The following is a 16,614-nucleotide window of genomic DNA, read 5'->3' as shown; positions in this document are numbered from 1 at the left end:
TATTTATTTTTTGATTAAATTACTCACCGTAAAAGGAATCTATTATGTCCAATGCTGACTTACGTGTAGTTATTACCGGTGCCGGTCGTGAAATGGGGCGTTCTCTGGCTATTCGTTATGCACAATCTGGCGCGGAAGTATTGCTTTCTGCTCGCGATCTCGATGCGGCCCAAAACGTGTGTAATGAGTTACAGTCATTGGGCTACACGCGTGTTAATGCCTTCCACTGCGATTTATCAGACCCTGCGACGATTCGAGCCTTTGCACAGAGCGTTGAAAATAAGTTTGGTCGTGTGGATGTGTTGATTAATAACGCCAGCCCCTGGCTGGAAGGCAAAGCGCTTGATGCGGCCAGCGATGAAGACATGATCAATGTAATCTTGTCCTGCACTGCGGGTACTGCTTTGATGATTAAACATTTTCTCCCGCTTTTACGACAATCCAGTCGGCCGGACATCGTCAATATCGTTTCTTCTTCTGCTCATCCTCTCACCCATGACTGTGAGGGCCATGCCGCTTTTTATGCGGCGAAAGCCGGGCAGGGTCGTCTGGCCGAAACGCTCTCTTTGCGCCTGCGTGAAGAGGGGATCCGTGTGATTTCCCTCTACCCGCCCAAATTCAATAACAGCGATCCGCTGCTGGACGGCGCTCAGATTTCTCGCACGTCTCAGGATCAACTGACATCAGAGTCATTAATCGATTGCATCCAGTTTGCCGTCAACATGCCAAGAGACTGCTTCATTCGCCGCTTCGATTTCGAATCGGTCTGAACGAGGGGAACAACGGATTTTCTCAGGCATCGTATTTCTTGTAGGGAGAAGCAGCTATGTGCGGAATTGCAGGATGGGCAACGTTCAGCCGTGATTTTCACGCCAGCCGAAGCGAGCTGGAGGCAATGGCGGCAACAATGGCGTTACGGGGGCCTGATGCCTCGGGCTTTTGGATGGATCGCCATGCCGGTATGAGCCATCGCCGTTTGGCCATTGTTGACCTTGAAGGGGGCGTCCAGCCAATGACGGCCAATCTACCCGAAGGGAGTGTTTCGCTTTCTTACGGCGGCGAGGTCTACAACTTCACCGAATTACGCCAGGAGCTGATCCAACTCGGCCAGACATTTTCGACCCAAAGCGACACGGAAGTGGTGCTGAAAGGCTATTTACAGTGGGGGACCGGGGTCAGTGAGAAATTAAATGGCATGTTTGGTTTCGCCATCTGGGATGCGCGGCGTGACGTGTTGCTTCTTGTGCGCGACCGATTTGGCGTAAAACCGCTGTATTACAGCGTTATCGGTCAAGCGATGCTGTTTGGGTCGGAACAGAAAGCCATTCTCGCTCACTCGCAAATGCCAGGCAGACTGACCCGCGATGGCCTCTGTGAGGCGCTGGGGTGGACGAAAACACCGGGGCATGGCACCTGGGATGGGATAAAGGAAGTTAAACCCGGAACGTTTGTACAGTTTGGTCGCTCTGGCGTGCAGGAGGAAACGTACTGGAAACTTCAGTCCCGACCTCATACTGATTCGCAGGAGGACACGATAGCGCATATTCATGCGCTCCTGAGCGATACGGTAAACCGGCAAATGGTTTCAGACGTACCGCTTTGCAGCCTGCTGTCCGGCGGGCTGGACTCCAGCGCCGTCGCCGCCATTGCCAGCCAGCAGCTCGCTGGCACTCGGCAGTTGCAAACCTTTGCCGTGGATTTTGAGGCGCATACGGAACAATTTGTACCCGATGCTTTTCGCACCGATTCCGATGCGCCCTATGCCCGTATGGTGGCGGAGAAAATCGGCTCGTTACACACCAATCTGGTGCTGGGCCACCAGCAGATTGGCAGCGAAGAAACCCGACGGGCGGTGATTGCGGCGCGTGATTTGCCCACCGGGTTTGGCGATGCAGATAATTCAATCTACCTGCTTTTTAAGGCTATCAGAAATGAGGCTACGGTAGCGCTTTCTGGCGAATCAGCTGATGAGGTTTTTGGCGGTTATCGCTGGTTTCATCAGCCGGAAATCATGCAGGGGGAGACGTTCCCTTGGGCGGAACACACGTTTGTGACCAATTTTAATACAGGGTTAGAGGCATTCTCGCCCGATTTGCTCGCGAACTTAGCGCTGCCCGACTATGTTCATTCCCGTTATCAGGAGGCGCTGGCTGAAGTCCCGCGTCTGGAGGGAGAAGCGCGCCAGGAGGCCAGAATGCGCGAGGTGCTTTACCTTCATCTGACCCGCTATATGCGTATTTTGTTGGATAGAAAAGATCGCCTGAGTATGGCGGCAGGGCTGGAAGTCCGAGTGCCGTTTTGCGATCACCGCTTGGTTGAATACGTTTTCAATACGCCGTGGAAAATGAAAACGTTTGACGGACGGGAAAAAAGCCTATTACGGGCGGCAATCGGCGATTTACTGCCGCAGGCCGTTCTGCAACGAAAGAAAGCGCCCTATCCGGCCATACAGAATGCCCACTACAGTGCGGTATTACAGCGTCAGGCGGCGGAACTGGTTGCCAACACCCATCACGCCGCCCGAGATTTACTCAATATTGATTGGCTAAATAAAGCATTACATATTGATCCTACCGCCATGAGCCGCGAAGTCCGTCACGGCTTAGAGCGCGCGCTAGATTTCGCCACCTGGATAGACCTGCGTAAGCCATTACTGAACGTGTAAATTTTCACTCAATTTGATGCAGAGGGATTCGTATTATATGGCTTATTTATTAAAAATGAGTGTTGAAAATAGCTCAAGAATATATCTAAGAACAACAGATGATGAAATTATAGCTGAAGAGCTTCGGCCTTATAATGTCCTTTTCTTTCATGAAGAAGATATTTTGGTGGCCGATAAAGCATCATCGCCATGTTGTACGCTGGCGGAGCGGATTAAACAGCGTATTCCTGAGTTAAATACGTATTTTGTTGAATCGTCAGCGGTGCAGGTAAATGCGAATGATCCCACTGCATTATCTCTTGCCGCCCAGAGCCGTGCTCAGTATTACCAGGAACATACGCACGATGAAAATGAAGCCTGGTTTTTTCAGCACGGGCAGGCTGCATTTTACTTACGCCTTCGGGAATATGTCTATATGCCATCATATGCACTGCGGGTGATTTTATCTGTGTTCCGGGAAAAACCCGGCATTGGTTTGATGCGGGGGCTATCCCCGCTTTTAGCGGGCTGCGCTTTTATTTAACAATGAATGCCCCTGTTATTTCTGGGGATGACATTGCCCTCAGGTATCCTCAAATAGAGCATTTGTATTCACTTATTACTTTGGAAACGGTCTTATGAAGTGGGAAAAATACGCAGTATTATTAAATAATCATCAGGTAAGAAATATTATCCTGCTGGGGTTATTTGCCAAAATACCTGTCGTGGCGATCCCTGCTGCATTGACATTATTAGTTGTGGTAGGTTTGGATGCCGGGTTTACCTGGGCTGGCATTATTAATGCAGCCTGGATGGCGGGTGCGGCTATTGGCTCTCCGTGGCAAGGGCGCTATATGGGGAAATATGGCGTCAGGAAACTGTTGCGCTTTATTTTTGTTATTCAACTCATCTTCTGGTCTTCCGCCGCTTTTTTACCTCTGCCGCTGCTGGTCGTGATGGCTTTTTTCGGTGGGATTTTCTGTTTTGCTGCGTTTACGATTGGCCGAATGGCGATTGCGGAGCTGTCCGAGCCTGAAAATCGGCATCGCGCTTTTGCCCTTGATGCCATGACCACAGAGTTAGCTTATATGAGCGGCCCTCCGTTGGCCGTTGTGATTAGCGCCAGCCTGTCGCCTCAGGCTGCGGTGATCGCGTGCGGCGCGATTATTCTGGCGCTGATTATTTACTATTCTTTCGCCAATCCCCGTATGTCTGCTCAGGAAAAAAAACAGGCACCGGATCAGCGCATCGACTGGCGTTCTTTGTTAAAAAGCCGATTAAGCACGTCTTTGCTATTAACCGTGATGGCGACATTTGTGATTGCCAGTTATGAGGTTGTCGGACTGGCGGCATTAAAACATTTCGGGCATATCACCTGGGCTACCGGGTTTTATATCGCCTGCGGCGTCGCTTCATTGGTTGGCGGAATACTGTATGGCGGTTTTGATAAACCGCCTGAGACGATTTTAATTTGCGCGCTGTTAGCACTTGCCACCGGCATGATCGGCTTTTCTCAAAATGCGTTTGCTGTTTGCGTGCTGATTATTCCAGCCGCGCTGATGTGCTCCCCGGTTTTCTCGGCGACAGCCAATGATATTAGCCGCTATAGCGCACCACATCAGCGTGGACTGGCAATGGGCACTTATGGCTCTGCGCTCACGATTGGCAACGCCATTGGCTTTCCGTTGTCAGGCGTGATGGTTGACACACTTGGCTTCAATGTCGCCTTTTTCTTGGTCGGCGGTCTGGCATTGGTGATGACCGCTATCGCGTTTGGCATCAATGCGCTGCTTATCTCTGCCCCGGCTAGCGTCGCCTCGGAATAATGGGCTGGCCGCAATCAGGACTGAATCGGGAGTAATAACGTGACCATTATCGAACCCAATGACAGCCGATATCTGAGTTATATCACCGGTATGAACCAGCGCTGGCGCGCTTGCCCGGCGAAAATCGTCTTGCCGGGCAATACGCAGGAAACCGTGCAGTGCATCGACAAGGCGGTGGAGCAGGGGCTGCGTATCAGTGTGCGAGCGGGGGGCTACGGTTATCAGGATTTCGCCTGTCATGCCGATGTCGATATTCTTATCGATGTCTCTGATCTGGATGAGATCGCTTTTGATCCTGATATGGGGGCGATTGCCGTTGGAGCCGGTGCCACGCTATCCAGAACCTATGAAGTGCTTTACCGCCGCTGGAATGTGACCCTGCCTGGAGGCCCGGCCAGTCACGCAGGAATGGGCGGTCATGTTTGCGGCGGCGGCTTTGGCTTACTCTCCCGCCGTCATGGTTTAACCGTCGATCATCTTTACGCCATCGAAGTTGTTACCGTCGATAGCTCGGGTAAGGCGCATGCCCTGATTGCCCGGCGCGATCGGGATTGCCCAAATCACGATTTATGGTGGGCACATGCTGGCGGCGGCGGCGGGCAACTGGGGATTGTGACGAAATTCTGGTTTCGCTCGCCAACCGCTCAGGGGAACGATCCGGCAAAAATGCTGCCTGGCCCGCCTGCGGAAGTCTATTTGAGTGTAAAAGTGATTCCGTGGGAAAGCCTCGGGAAAAGGGATTTCTCACGCCTGATGCGTAATTACGGCGCGTGGTATATGAAACACCAGCGCGCTGACAGCCCCGAATCCTCGCTGGCTGGTTATCTTGTCATGTATCAAAAAGCGCAGGGGGTTGTCGCACTATTGACACAGATGGATGCGTCAGTCGCGAATGCTGAGGCTATTTTAGCGCAATATCATCGTGATATTTTCGAAGGTATTGAAGGTGTTACGGGTTTTTCCGCACTTTCACACCTGGAAGCGCCACGCAGATTGCCATGGCTAAAATCGTTACGGCTACTGGGCAGCAATAGCCCGTCGCTATCGGATCCCACATTGCGCGGCGCGTATAAGTCCGCGTATATGAGGCAAAATTTTCCCGAGCAGCAGACCGAAACGTTATATCGCTATCTGACGACGGACAGTTTTACGAATAAAAATGCGATGGTGATGGTTTTACCCTATGGCGGTGCGGTGAATGAGGTTGCGCCGGACGCAACGGCCGTCTCACAACGTGACTCGGTGATGAAAGTCCTGTATCAGAGTCTTTGGGCCGATGAAAAAGATGATCGGCAGAATCTTGACTGGATTCGCCAAATTTACCACAGCACCTATGCCGATACCGGCGGTGTTCCGGTAAGTAATCACATCACCGATGGATGCTTTATTAATTATCCTGACGCCGATCTGAATGATCTGGCATTAAACACTTCCGGTGTGACGTGGGCTGAACTTTATTTCAAGGATAATTATCCACGACTACAGGAAATTAAAGCAAAAAGAGATCCTTTAAATATATTCCGGCACCGTCAATCGGTTGAGCCAGCCAAAATTTGAACGGTTAATCGCTGTCATAAAATATTACCGGCAGGATCAATAATGCAATTAAGAGTCTGTATTGCAGGCCCGTTAACGGGCCCACGCGCTTGCTATGGCGAACTGATACGTAAGGCAATGGCGGATGTTTTACCCAAAGAGGGGTTGTCTATTCATTTCTTTGACGATAAAGCCGATCCGCATACCGTTAAACGTCATCTTGAGCAGATTATAGCGCACAGTGATGTAGTTATTGGCCATTTCAACAGTGATTGCGCACAGGCGGCGATACCCGCCTACCGCGCAGCGGGAATTCCCTTATTGTTACCCGCATCAACCGCCGCGCATTTGGGGGATGGTGAGTCGGTATTTCAGCTTTGTGCTACTGACGTGGAGCAGGTCAGCGAGCTGAAAGCGATTGCCGATAGCCACTTTCCTCATTCAACGCGCTATTACTGGGCGGATGGCTCGAATTACAGCCGCCGGTTACTGAATTTACTGCAACAGCAGTATGAATATGCAATACCGGAGATTGATGCCAGTAATGATGATGGTGAAGGCGGCGTGACATTTTATCTGGGGGCGCATTTTTCCATTCTGGAACGTATGCGTCATGAAGGGGCATCATGGCGTGGCGCAGCTATCTGCTGTGATGATTGCGATATTACAGAATTTACACAATGTGCCCGTCCAGGCGTTTGGGTATGTTCTTCAATGCCAGGATATAGCGATTTACTTAAGCGCAGTGTGAATATGGCCTGGAAGGTCATGTGCCTGAAACATAATACCTGGGCGGATTATTTTGATGAACGAGGCCGTTATCTGCCAGCGGGCTGGAAGGGATATTGTATTAAATAAATACCGTAATAAATCCATTCTTATTTACGAGAAACGTAATAAACAGTGAGATGATTAATATGGAAAATAAAGGTATCGTCATTATCGTTGATGCGTATTCGCCAACACGCCGTTTAGCACCTGAATTTATTAAGCATGGCTATCGCTGCGCACGCGTGCAGAGCACACCTGATATCCCTGATATTTATAAAGGTTCATTCAGTCTTGATGATTATTGTGAAAATATTATTCACCAGGGCGATTTATCACTTACGCTCCAGCGCGTTGCTAATCTTAACCCTGTCGCCATTATTGCTGGTGGTGAAATCGGCGTCGAATTGGCTGACATATTAAGCGAGCGTTTGGGGCTTGCGTCAAACGGAACTCAATTGAGTGTGGCACGGCGTCATAAATACACCATGATAGAGCGTCTGCGCAGCGTGGGTCTTCGCGCCACGCGGCAATATCTTCCGGCAAATGGTGAGGCACTACGGGAATGGCATACCAAGACCGGGGGGCGGATTGTGGTAAAACCAGCCCGTAGCGCAGCCGGTGAAGGGGTACACTTCTGTGATACGCCCGATGAGTCATACGCAGCTCTGCAAGCGATTGTCGGGAAAAAGAATATCTTTTCGGAAATCAATCAGGAGGTGGTGGCACAAGAGTATCTTTCGGGTACGGAATATGTGGTCAATACCGTATCTTGTGAAGGGAAACACCGTGTAACCGACATTTGGAAAACGACCCGTATCAGCGCGAATGCCTTTTTGGACATGGGGGATTCCATTCAGATTATGCCACGCGAGGGGCAGATTCAGGATATTTTAGTTTCCTATGCACTACAGGTGCTTGACGCGATGAATATTCAGTATGGGCCAGGGCATATGGAAATAAAAATGTGTCATGATGGCCCTTGTCTGGTTGAAATCGGCGCGCGAATCGCGGGAGGCGATATGCCTTATTATGCCGAGCTTGCCACGGGTCAATCACAAATAAACTGGACTCGATTGGCTTATACCGAACCGCAAAAATTCCATGAAATGTGTGATGTTCCTTATCCTCTTCATCACTATTTTGCCTCGGTCGCAATGATAAGTCCTTTTGATGGGGTGCTTGAGTCTTATCCTTATAAAGATCAGATAAACCAACTGGAAAGTTTGTTGGAGATCCGCGAATACGTGAAACCCGGTGAGAAAATTAGCAAAACCATCGACGATACAACCTACCCGATGCTGGTGCTGTTAAAACATCGTGCTGAAGAGGTCGTTTTACGTGATTGGGGAACGCTACGTTATTTGGACGGACATGCGTTTTACCACGTTTATTAAAATATTTGTGACAACCTTTTAGCGCACCAGACGTGATATATACCCCAAATAATTCGGGTTGCAGGAATGCAGCCAACACACTTGCAACGTAAGGTATGACGGGTATAGCAATGAAGAAGGAAGCATAAAATGCAGGATGATGTTATTTATATATGGCATAGAGTTCCCTTTTATTGTGTTCGCTATGATGAAATACTTAATCATACCGATAACCATATTATCTATATTGGAACAAAGCGTGCCCTTTCTGATATTCCTGATGAACTGAACTGTGAGAAATGGATATGGCAAGAGCAAGACGGTGTGGATATTCTGATTGACATGATGAGAACAAAAACACCCTCACCACGAAACTTTATTGCTTTATCTGAATATCAAATTGATATTGCTGCACATATTCGAGATTATTTCAGCATTCCAGGGCCAAGCGCTGCCGAGGTTGAGCTCTTTAGGAACAAACTGTTGATGAAAGCGGCAGTGGCGGCAGCGGGGCTGGCGACACCTACATGCCATGCGCTGGATGCCGTTTTAGATAATCCGACCATTCTTGATGAATTCAAATCGACCCAGGTCGTACTTAAGCCGCTGGATGGGGCATCCAGTGAGAATGTGCAAATTTATCCCTCTCATCATGCATTACGCCTGGCGTTGAATAACCACAGCACTTATATCGATGATATTGATAGGCGACAGAATACCGCCCGGTATCAAGTGGAAGAATTTATTGAAGGGGATATCTGGCATATTGATGGCTATGTCCGTTCTGGTGAAATTGAGCTCTGTGTGAGCAGCCGTTATATCGGTAATTGCCTGAGTTTTGCCCAGGGAAGTCCCCTCGGTTCTTTACAGTGCGAGCTACCTGCGACGCTGTTAACGTTCTCCCGTCAGGTGATTGCAGCCGTGGGTATCAAACAGGGTTGTTTTCATCTGGAGGTCTTTCAACATGCCTCGGGCTGGGTTTTTCTGGAAATAGGGCATCGGGCGGGTGGGGCTAGCGTAGTGCGTGCATTTGAGTTACGGACGGGCGTCAATCTGCACCAGGTACATCTGAGCGCACAATTAGGTTGGGTGCCGGATGTCATTAAAAACACACCGGAAAAAGAATATTACTTCGGCTGGTTTGTCTTTCCCGGCCACCATTTACCCGAAGGCTATGCCTGTATTAACGGTGCCAGCGCGTTCAGCGCGTCCCCATGGGTTTATGAATGGCACCCACTGCCAGCTCAAGTAAAAATGAGCACGACACTGACTTATCTGGAGAACGTCGCGCCATTGGCAGGCATGTTGTGCGCAACATCATTTCAGGATGCTCACAATTTCGTGCTTGATATGTTTAGTCATATATCCATTACGAGTATCACGGATGCAGAATACGCGATGAGTTAATGGTGAAACACGTTTATTGGCGTGAGATAACGGGATAGGGTGGCGGATATTTATTTTCTGCCACTGAAAATGATGTTCAGGATGAATACAGGCAAGCTAATCTTGTTACCATCCTGGTCTGTTTGGTTAGTCAAAGGGATATTCGATGATTAATATTCGTAAAGCCGAAGCAAGCGATTATGACGCGTGGTTAACGCTCTGGAAAGGGTATCTGCATTTTTACGGTTCCGAGCTGGCAGATGCGATTACCTTATCGACATGGCAGCGAACGCTTTCGCCAGACTCTGGATTAATATGCCGGGTAGCCGAAAAAAATAAACACATTGTTGGGTTTGCAATATGCGTTTTACATGAGGGCACATGGTCTACTCAGCCAATTTGTTATCTCGAAGATCTGTTTGTTGACATTAAGGCCCGCAGATCGGGAATAGGAAAAACGCTGATAGACGCTATTTGTGATGAAGCTCGAGAAAAGGGGTGGTCAAAAGTATATTGGCATACCAGAGAGGATAATCCAGCCCGATTATTATATGACAAGTTGGCCACACGCGATGATTTTGTCCGCTATAGCATAAAAATATAGAGCCTAAATAAGTCGAGTTGCAGGAAAGCCAACGCACCTGCAACTTGACGTATGACGGATATATCACGGGCAGTCAGTATTAAACCCTCTCACCATCAGCCCTCGCTTGAGTCAGTGAAATCCCGCCAACAGTATTGCACTCCGCCTTGCCCTGCCGAGCCAATGCGCATTGCGTTGCAACTTGCATCCTGAGGTAGGCTGCCGCTTGCCACTGGCCGGGTTTGACGGTTATTTGACCTTGTCATGTATAAGGGCTCTGTTTTTCTTAGTGAGAATGCTCACAAGGTCATGGGCGTTTGCCTAATTTTCCATATCATAATTTCATCATATGGGAGAAATTGCCTAATGACTAAATGATATACAGCCATAATAATCTAAATAAAACGCAATTTCCTTTTAATTAATACATGGTTTCTTTTCTTGGGTATTTTGTCTTTGTCGTCTGACGGCAAAGAAATATATCGGTTTTTCGCTTGATACATAATTTTCGCCATATATACCCAAAATAATTCGAGTTGCAGGAAGGCGGCAACCGAGTGAATCCCCAGGAGCTTACTCAGGTAAGTGACTGGGGTGAGCGAGGGCAGCCAACGCACCTGCAACTTGAAGTATGACGGGTATATCAGATGCATTTTTCGATACACACAGTTTATTGCTGCACGTTTTGTAAATGGGTCAACTATTCAGGCAGGTAATCAACGTGAAAATTGAATCAATCGACGTCACCGTCTTCACTTATCCCACTCGCCGCGTTTCCGACAGCGCCGGGCACTCCCATCCGGGCGATGAGCATCAGGCCAGCATGGCGCTGCTGACGGTCAGTACCGATGACGGGCACAAAGGCTATGCGTTTGCGCCGCCGGAAGTGGTTCGCCCGTATGTGGTGAACAGTTTTTTCCGCAAGGTGCTGATTGGGCAGAACCCGTTTGATCGTGAACGCCTGTGGCAGGATCTGGTGCACTGGCAGCGCGGCAGCGCCAGCCAGTTGACCGACCGGGCGCTGGCCATCATCGAGCAGGCATTGTGGGATCTGGCCGGGCGGGCGCTGAACGTGCCGGTGTATAAGCTGCTGGGCGGCTACCGCGACAAAGTGCTGGCCTATGGCAGCACCATGTGCGGCGACGAGCTGAAGGGCGGCCTGTCAACGCCGGAGGAGTACGGCCAGTTCGCCGAAAAACTGGTGCAGCGCGGTTACAAGGCCATCAAGCTGCACACCTGGATGCCGCCGGTGTCGTTCGCGCCGAGCCCGCAAATGGACGTGAAAGCCTGTGCGGCGGTGCGCGAGGCGGTGGGGCCGGATATCAGCCTGATGCTGGACGGCTACCACTGGTACAGCCGCAGCGAGGCACTGTACATCGGCCGTGAACTGCAAAAACTGAACTTCAGCTGGTTCGAAGAGCCGATGGAAGAGCAGAGCATGGCCTCTTACAGCTGGCTGAACAAGAATCTGGATATCGATGTCATCGGGCCGGAAAGTCTGGGCGGGAAATACTTCAGCCGTGCCGACTGGGTGAAGGAAGGGGCCTGCGACATTCTGCGTGCCGGGGTGCAGGGCGTGGGCGGCATTTCACCGTGCCTGAAGGTGGCGCATCTGGCGGAAGCCTTCGGTATGGATTGCGAAATCCACGGCAACGGCGCGCCCAATCTGGCGGTGGTGGGAGCGATTAAAAACTGCCGCTGGTACGAGCGCGGCCTGCTGCATCCGTTCCTCAACTACGATGAGCCCGCCGCTTATCTGAATGCGCTGGTAGACCCGATGGACGAAGACGGTTTTGTACACCTGTCGCAGCGGCCCGGTCTGGGCGAGGACATCAATTTTGACTGGATTGAGGCGCACACATTGAGCCAGGCCTAGCGCAGTCATCCGTACGGTCATTTTTATTAAAAAAAACAAGATGTTGTCGTCTTCCATACTGCCACACCTGGAGAAGCACAATGAAAGCGCGAGCAATACTTCGTACCCTGTTACTGAGCACGCTGTGTATGGCCGCCACACCGGCGGTTCTGTCTGCTAAAACGCCTGACGATCAATTGATTGTCGGCATGAATATGAACAACATGCTGTCGCTCGACCCCGCCGCGATGACCGGCAATGAAGTGGTCGGCGTCGTGGTGAATCTCTACGACTCGCTGGTCGAGCTAGACCCCGACAACCTGAGCCACGTGTTGCCCGCGCTGGCGAAAAGCTGGAGCGTGAGCGACGACGGCAACGTCATCACTTTCAATCTGGTGGATAACGCGAAATTCCATTCCGGCAACCCGGTGACGGCTGAGGATTTTGTCTGGTCGATGAGCCGGTTGCTGCACCTGAATATGGCGCAGGCGACCACCTGGAAATCCTACGGCTTTACGCCGGATAACGTCGCGAAGATGATCCGCGCCAAAGATGCCCATACGGTCGAGATAGAACTGCCCAAACCCAACGATGCCAAACTGATCATTTATTCACTGGCGACGCTCGGCAGCGGCTCGGTATTGGATCGCAAAACCGTGCTGCAACACGAGAAAAACGGCGACTGGGGCAATGGCTGGCTGACCACCAATGAAGCCGGTTCCGGCCCCTTCAAGCTGGATGTATGGCAGGCAAAAGATGTGCTGCGTATCAGCCGCGCCAACGGCTACTGGCAGGGCGACGCCAAAATGAAGCGCGTCATTTTCCGGCATATGACCGAATCGCAGGCGCTGCGGTTGATGATAGAGAAAGGCGACATCGATGTGGCGACCGGCATGTCGGTGCCGGATATCAACGCGCTGAAGCAGGATAAAGAGGTCGTGGTGAAAGAAGTGACCAAAGGCACGTTGTATTACGTGTCGATGAGCCTGAAGAACACGTATTTCGCCAACCCGAAAGTGCGCGAAGCGGTACGCTATCTGATCGACTACGATGGCATCAACAACACCGTGATGACCGGCTATGGTTTCTACCATCAGCGCCCGATCCAAAAAGGGATGGACGCCACGCTGCCCGATCCGGGGTACAAGCTGGACGTGGCGCGGGCGAAGACCTTGCTGGCGCAAGCGGGCTACCCCAACGGCTTTGAGACGACGCTGCGCGTGTTGTCCGATCAACCTTTCCTCAATCTTGCCACTTCAGTGCAATCGACACTGGCGCAAGCTGGCATCAAAGTTCAGATCCTCTCCGGCACCGGTAATCAGGTCTATGGTGCGATGCGCGATCGCAAGTTCGACATGCTGGTCGGGCGCGGCGGCGGCGGGGTTGACCCTCATCCGCATTCCAGCTTGCGCTCCGTGGTGTACAACCCCGACAACAGCGATGAAGCCAAGTTGACCAATTTTCAGGGCTGGCGCACCTCGTTTTATGACAAGCAGCTGAACGAGGTTATCGATCAGGCGTTGCTGGAAAAGGACCCGCAAAAGCAGAAGCAGATGTATATCGACGTTCAGAACCGTTATGAGGCGTTGTATCCGGCCATTATTCCGGTTTCTCAGATGATCGACTCGGTGGTGTTGCGCAAGGACGTGGTGAAGTATGTGCCGCATCCGTCTTCCACCACCCATCTGCGCGACGTGTACAAGCAACGCTAATAGGCGACAGCAACGCGCCAACGTGAAATCACCGGTCAGCGGCAGCCTGATGTCTGTTGCTGACCGGGAACGAGGGAGAAAGAACATGGTTTTCTCTGATCGAATCAAACCGGGTGAGTGGCTGAGGCCGGGAGGGATGTTGCGCCGGTTGGCGAAACGTCTATTCCAGGTCGCGGTCACGCTGTTTGGTTTATTGATCCTGACGTTTATTATCGGCCGCGTCATGCCTATCGATCCGGTGCTGGCGATCGTCGGGCAGGATGCCGATCAAAGCACCTACCAACAGGTTTATCAGCAACTGGGGCTGGATAAGCCGCTGTATGTTCAGTTCTGGATTTACTTCAACGCGCTATTGCACGGCGATCTCGGCAATGCCTTGCTGACTGGCCGCCCGGTCATTGACGACATTATCCGCGTTTTCCCCGCCACCGTTGAGCTGGCGACGATGGCGATTATCGTCGGTGCCGGGCTGGGCGTGCCGCTGGGCGTGCTGGCGGCGGCAAGGCGCGGTAAATGGGCGGATTACGTGGTGCGTTTCATCAGCCTGGCCGGTTATTCCACCCCGATCTTTTGGGTGGGGATGATGGGGCTGCTGGTGTTCTATGCCTGGTTGAACTGGGTCGGCGGCGCCGGGCGGGTCGATATGGCTTACGACGGGTTGGTGGAAAACCGTACCGGCCTGCTGCTGGTCGATTCGCTGCTGGATGGCAACTGGGAGGTGTTCCGCAGCGCGCTCAATCATCTGGTGCTGCCCGCCACGCTGCTGGGGTTTCACTCGCTGGCGTACATCAGCCGTATGACGCGCAGTTTCATGCTGGCGCAGTTGTCGCAGGAATACATCATCACCGCGCGGGTGAAGGGATTGTCGGAATTTCGCGTGGTGTGGGCACATGCGTTCCGTAACATTCTGGTGCAGTTGCTGACGGTGGTGGCGCTGGCTTACGGGTCGCTGCTGGAGGGCGCGGTATTGATAGAAACGGTGTTCTCGTGGCCGGGTTTTGGCTCTTATCTCACCGGCAGCCTGCTGCTGGGCGACATGAACGCGGTGATGGGTTGTGTCCTGCTGGTCGGGTTGATTTTCGTCAGCCTGAATCTGCTGTCGGACATGTTGTATCAGGTCTTTGATCCGAGGACGAGAGTATGACGATTTCCTCTGAGCCGGTATTGCGCGCGCAGCCGCAGAAACGTACCGGCAGCCAGAAGCTGCGCGGGGCGCGTCTATTCAGCTTTTTACTGCTGATGATGCGCAACCCGTTGACGGCGATAGGTTTGGCCATTGTATTGCTGTTGCTGCTGATGGCGGTGTTTTCACCGCTTATCGCCACCCACGACCCGCTGGCGCAGGATCTGACCAATGCGTTGCAGGCACCGAGCGCCAGCCATTGGTTTGGCACCGATGAATTTGGCCGCGATGTGTTCAGCCGTCTGGTATACGGTTCTCGTATCACGCTGTATATCGTGGCGCTGGTGTCCGTCACCGTCGGGCCCATCGGGTTGTTGCTGGGCGTGGTCGCGGGGTATTACGGCGGCGTGGTCGATACCATTTTGATGCGCATCACCGATATCTTCATCTCATTTCCCAGTCTGGTGCTGGCACTGGCGTTTGTGGCGGCGCTCGGCCCAGGGCTGGAGCATGTGGTGATTGCCATTACGCTCACCGCCTGGCCGCCGATCGCACGGCTGGCGCGGGCGGAGACCTTGTCGCTACGTCAGGCTGATTTTGTCTCGGCGGTAAAACTACAGGGCGCGTCTTCGCTGCGTATTCTGCTGCATCACATTGTGCCGCTGTGCCTGCCGTCGGTGATTATTCGTATCACCATGAACATGGCTGGCATCATTCTGACGGCCGCTGGCCTGGGCTTTCTCGGGCTGGGTGCCCAGCCGCCCGACCCGGAATGGGGGGCGATGATTTCGGCAGGCCGCCGCTACATGATGGAGTGCTGGTGGCTGGTGACGATCCCGGGGCTGGCGATTTTAATCAACAGTCTGGCGTTCAATTTCCTAGGAGATGGCTTACGTGACATCCTCGATCCCAGAACTGAATAATGTGAATGTGACTCACCGCAAGGCGCAAGCCGGTTCGCTGCTGGAGGTAGATAATCTGCGGGTGAGTTTCGTCAATGGCCGGGCGGTGACGGATGCCGTGCGCGGTGTGTCTTTCTCGCTGGGGTGTGAAAAGCTGGCGATTGTGGGGGAATCCGGCTCCGGCAAATCCACCGTTGGGCGCGCCTTATTACAGTTACATCCGCGTAGCGCCCGCATTACCGCCGACCGCCTGAACTTTAACGGTATCGACCTGCTGGCAGCGGACGAAGCGCGCATGCGCCAGATTCGTGGTAAACGCATCTCCATGATCATGCAGGATCCCAAGTATTCGCTGAACCCGGTGGTGTGCGTCGGCGATCAGATAGCCGAAGCCTATCTCGCTCACCACCGTGTCTCATGGCGGGCGGCGAAGGAAAAGGTACTGGCGATGCTGGATGTAGTGCGCATTCGCCAGCCGGAGCGGGTGTATGGCTTGTATCCGCATGAGATTTCCGGCGGGCAGGGGCAGCGCATCATGATTGCCATGATGCTGATTACCGAACCGGAGGTGGTGATTGCCGACGAACCGACCTCGGCGCTGGATGTGTCCGTGCGCCTGCAAGTGCTGGCGATGCTGGATGATTTGGTCAGTGAGCGCGGGCTGGGGCTGATTTTTATCAGCCACGATATCAATCTGGTGCGCAGCTTCTGCGATCGGGTGCTGGTGATGTACGCCGGTCGGGTAGTGGAGTCGATAGCCGCCGCCGATCTGGAGCAGGCGCAACACCCTTATACCCGTGGTTTGCTCAATGCCCTGCCGGATATCGATAATCCTCGGCCACGTTTACCGGTCATGAACCGTGATCCCGCCTGGCTCAACCCTTAAGGAGCACCTATGACGAC

Annotated in this window: 14 protein-coding genes; all 14 read left to right on the top strand. The window is 52.3% G+C overall.

From position 1 onward, the window contains the following. Positions 1 to 44: 44 nt before the first annotated feature. A complete protein-coding gene (locus O1Q98_RS07855; RefSeq protein WP_035339993.1) occupies positions 45 to 770 on the top strand; it encodes an SDR family oxidoreductase in 726 nt (241 codons plus the stop codon). A gap of 56 nt (positions 771 to 826) precedes the next feature. Next, positions 827 to 2,665 (top strand): asparagine synthase (glutamine-hydrolyzing), encoded by a 1,839-nt coding sequence (gene asnB / locus O1Q98_RS07850; protein WP_125258361.1) that lies wholly within the window; start codon positions 827 to 829, stop codon positions 2,663 to 2,665. A 37-nt stretch (positions 2,666 to 2,702) separates the two neighbouring features. Next, positions 2,703 to 3,188, top strand: a complete 486-nt coding sequence (locus O1Q98_RS07845) for a cupin domain-containing protein (RefSeq protein WP_278143395.1) — start codon at positions 2,703 to 2,705, stop codon at positions 3,186 to 3,188. A 94-nt stretch (positions 3,189 to 3,282) separates the two neighbouring features. Next, complete coding sequence (locus O1Q98_RS07840) at positions 3,283 to 4,470, top strand: MFS transporter (protein WP_125258363.1); 1,188 nt, start codon at positions 3,283 to 3,285, stop codon at positions 4,468 to 4,470. 39 nt (positions 4,471 to 4,509) lie between these two features. Then, on the top strand, positions 4,510 to 6,027 hold the full coding sequence (locus O1Q98_RS07835; protein ID WP_035339999.1) for an FAD-binding oxidoreductase: 1,518 nt from the start codon (positions 4,510 to 4,512) through the stop codon (positions 6,025 to 6,027). Positions 6,028 to 6,069: 42 nt separating this feature from the next. Further along, entirely contained in the window at positions 6,070 to 6,864 is a 795-nt protein-coding gene (locus O1Q98_RS07830) for a type 1 periplasmic-binding domain-containing protein (protein ID WP_125258364.1), read from the top strand. A gap of 59 nt (positions 6,865 to 6,923) precedes the next feature. Further along, the gene (locus O1Q98_RS07825) at positions 6,924 to 8,171 is read left to right on the top strand and encodes an ATP-grasp domain-containing protein (protein ID WP_164512953.1); all 1,248 of its coding nucleotides are present in this window, start codon (positions 6,924 to 6,926) and stop codon (positions 8,169 to 8,171) included. A gap of 129 nt (positions 8,172 to 8,300) precedes the next feature. After that, complete coding sequence (locus O1Q98_RS07820; RefSeq protein ID WP_125258366.1) at positions 8,301 to 9,557, top strand: ATP-grasp domain-containing protein; 1,257 nt, start codon at positions 8,301 to 8,303, stop codon at positions 9,555 to 9,557. A gap of 145 nt (positions 9,558 to 9,702) precedes the next feature. Continuing rightward, positions 9,703 to 10,140 carry a GNAT family N-acetyltransferase gene (locus O1Q98_RS07815; RefSeq protein ID WP_125258367.1) on the top strand — a complete coding sequence of 146 codons (438 nt, stop codon included), beginning with the start codon at positions 9,703 to 9,705 and terminating at the stop codon, positions 10,138 to 10,140. A 700-nt stretch (positions 10,141 to 10,840) separates the two neighbouring features. Beyond that, positions 10,841 to 11,995 (top strand): mandelate racemase family protein, encoded by a 1,155-nt coding sequence (locus O1Q98_RS07810; RefSeq protein ID WP_125258368.1) that lies wholly within the window; start codon positions 10,841 to 10,843, stop codon positions 11,993 to 11,995. Positions 11,996 to 12,075: 80 nt separating this feature from the next. Beyond that, on the top strand, positions 12,076 to 13,686 hold the full coding sequence (locus tag O1Q98_RS07805; protein ID WP_125258369.1) for an ABC transporter substrate-binding protein: 1,611 nt from the start codon (positions 12,076 to 12,078) through the stop codon (positions 13,684 to 13,686). An 85-nt stretch (positions 13,687 to 13,771) separates the two neighbouring features. After that, on the top strand, positions 13,772 to 14,830 hold the full coding sequence (locus O1Q98_RS07800) for an ABC transporter permease (protein WP_125258370.1): 1,059 nt from the start codon (positions 13,772 to 13,774) through the stop codon (positions 14,828 to 14,830). After that, a complete protein-coding gene (locus tag O1Q98_RS07795) occupies positions 14,827 to 15,732 on the top strand; it encodes an ABC transporter permease (protein WP_125258371.1) in 906 nt (301 codons plus the stop codon). The genes O1Q98_RS07800 and O1Q98_RS07795 overlap by 4 nt, the downstream gene beginning before the upstream one ends. Next, complete coding sequence (locus tag O1Q98_RS07790) at positions 15,704 to 16,597, top strand: ABC transporter ATP-binding protein (protein WP_240632713.1); 894 nt, start codon at positions 15,704 to 15,706, stop codon at positions 16,595 to 16,597. Before O1Q98_RS07795 ends, O1Q98_RS07790 begins: the two co-directional genes overlap by 29 nt. The last annotated feature ends 17 nt before the right edge of the window (positions 16,598 to 16,614 follow it).

This window comes from Dickeya lacustris, from assembly GCF_029635795.1.
Classification (GTDB): domain Bacteria; phylum Pseudomonadota; class Gammaproteobacteria; order Enterobacterales; family Enterobacteriaceae; genus Dickeya; species Dickeya lacustris.
The sequence above is the reverse complement of the archived record's forward strand: the minus strand, read 5'-3'. Positions and strand labels throughout refer to the sequence as shown.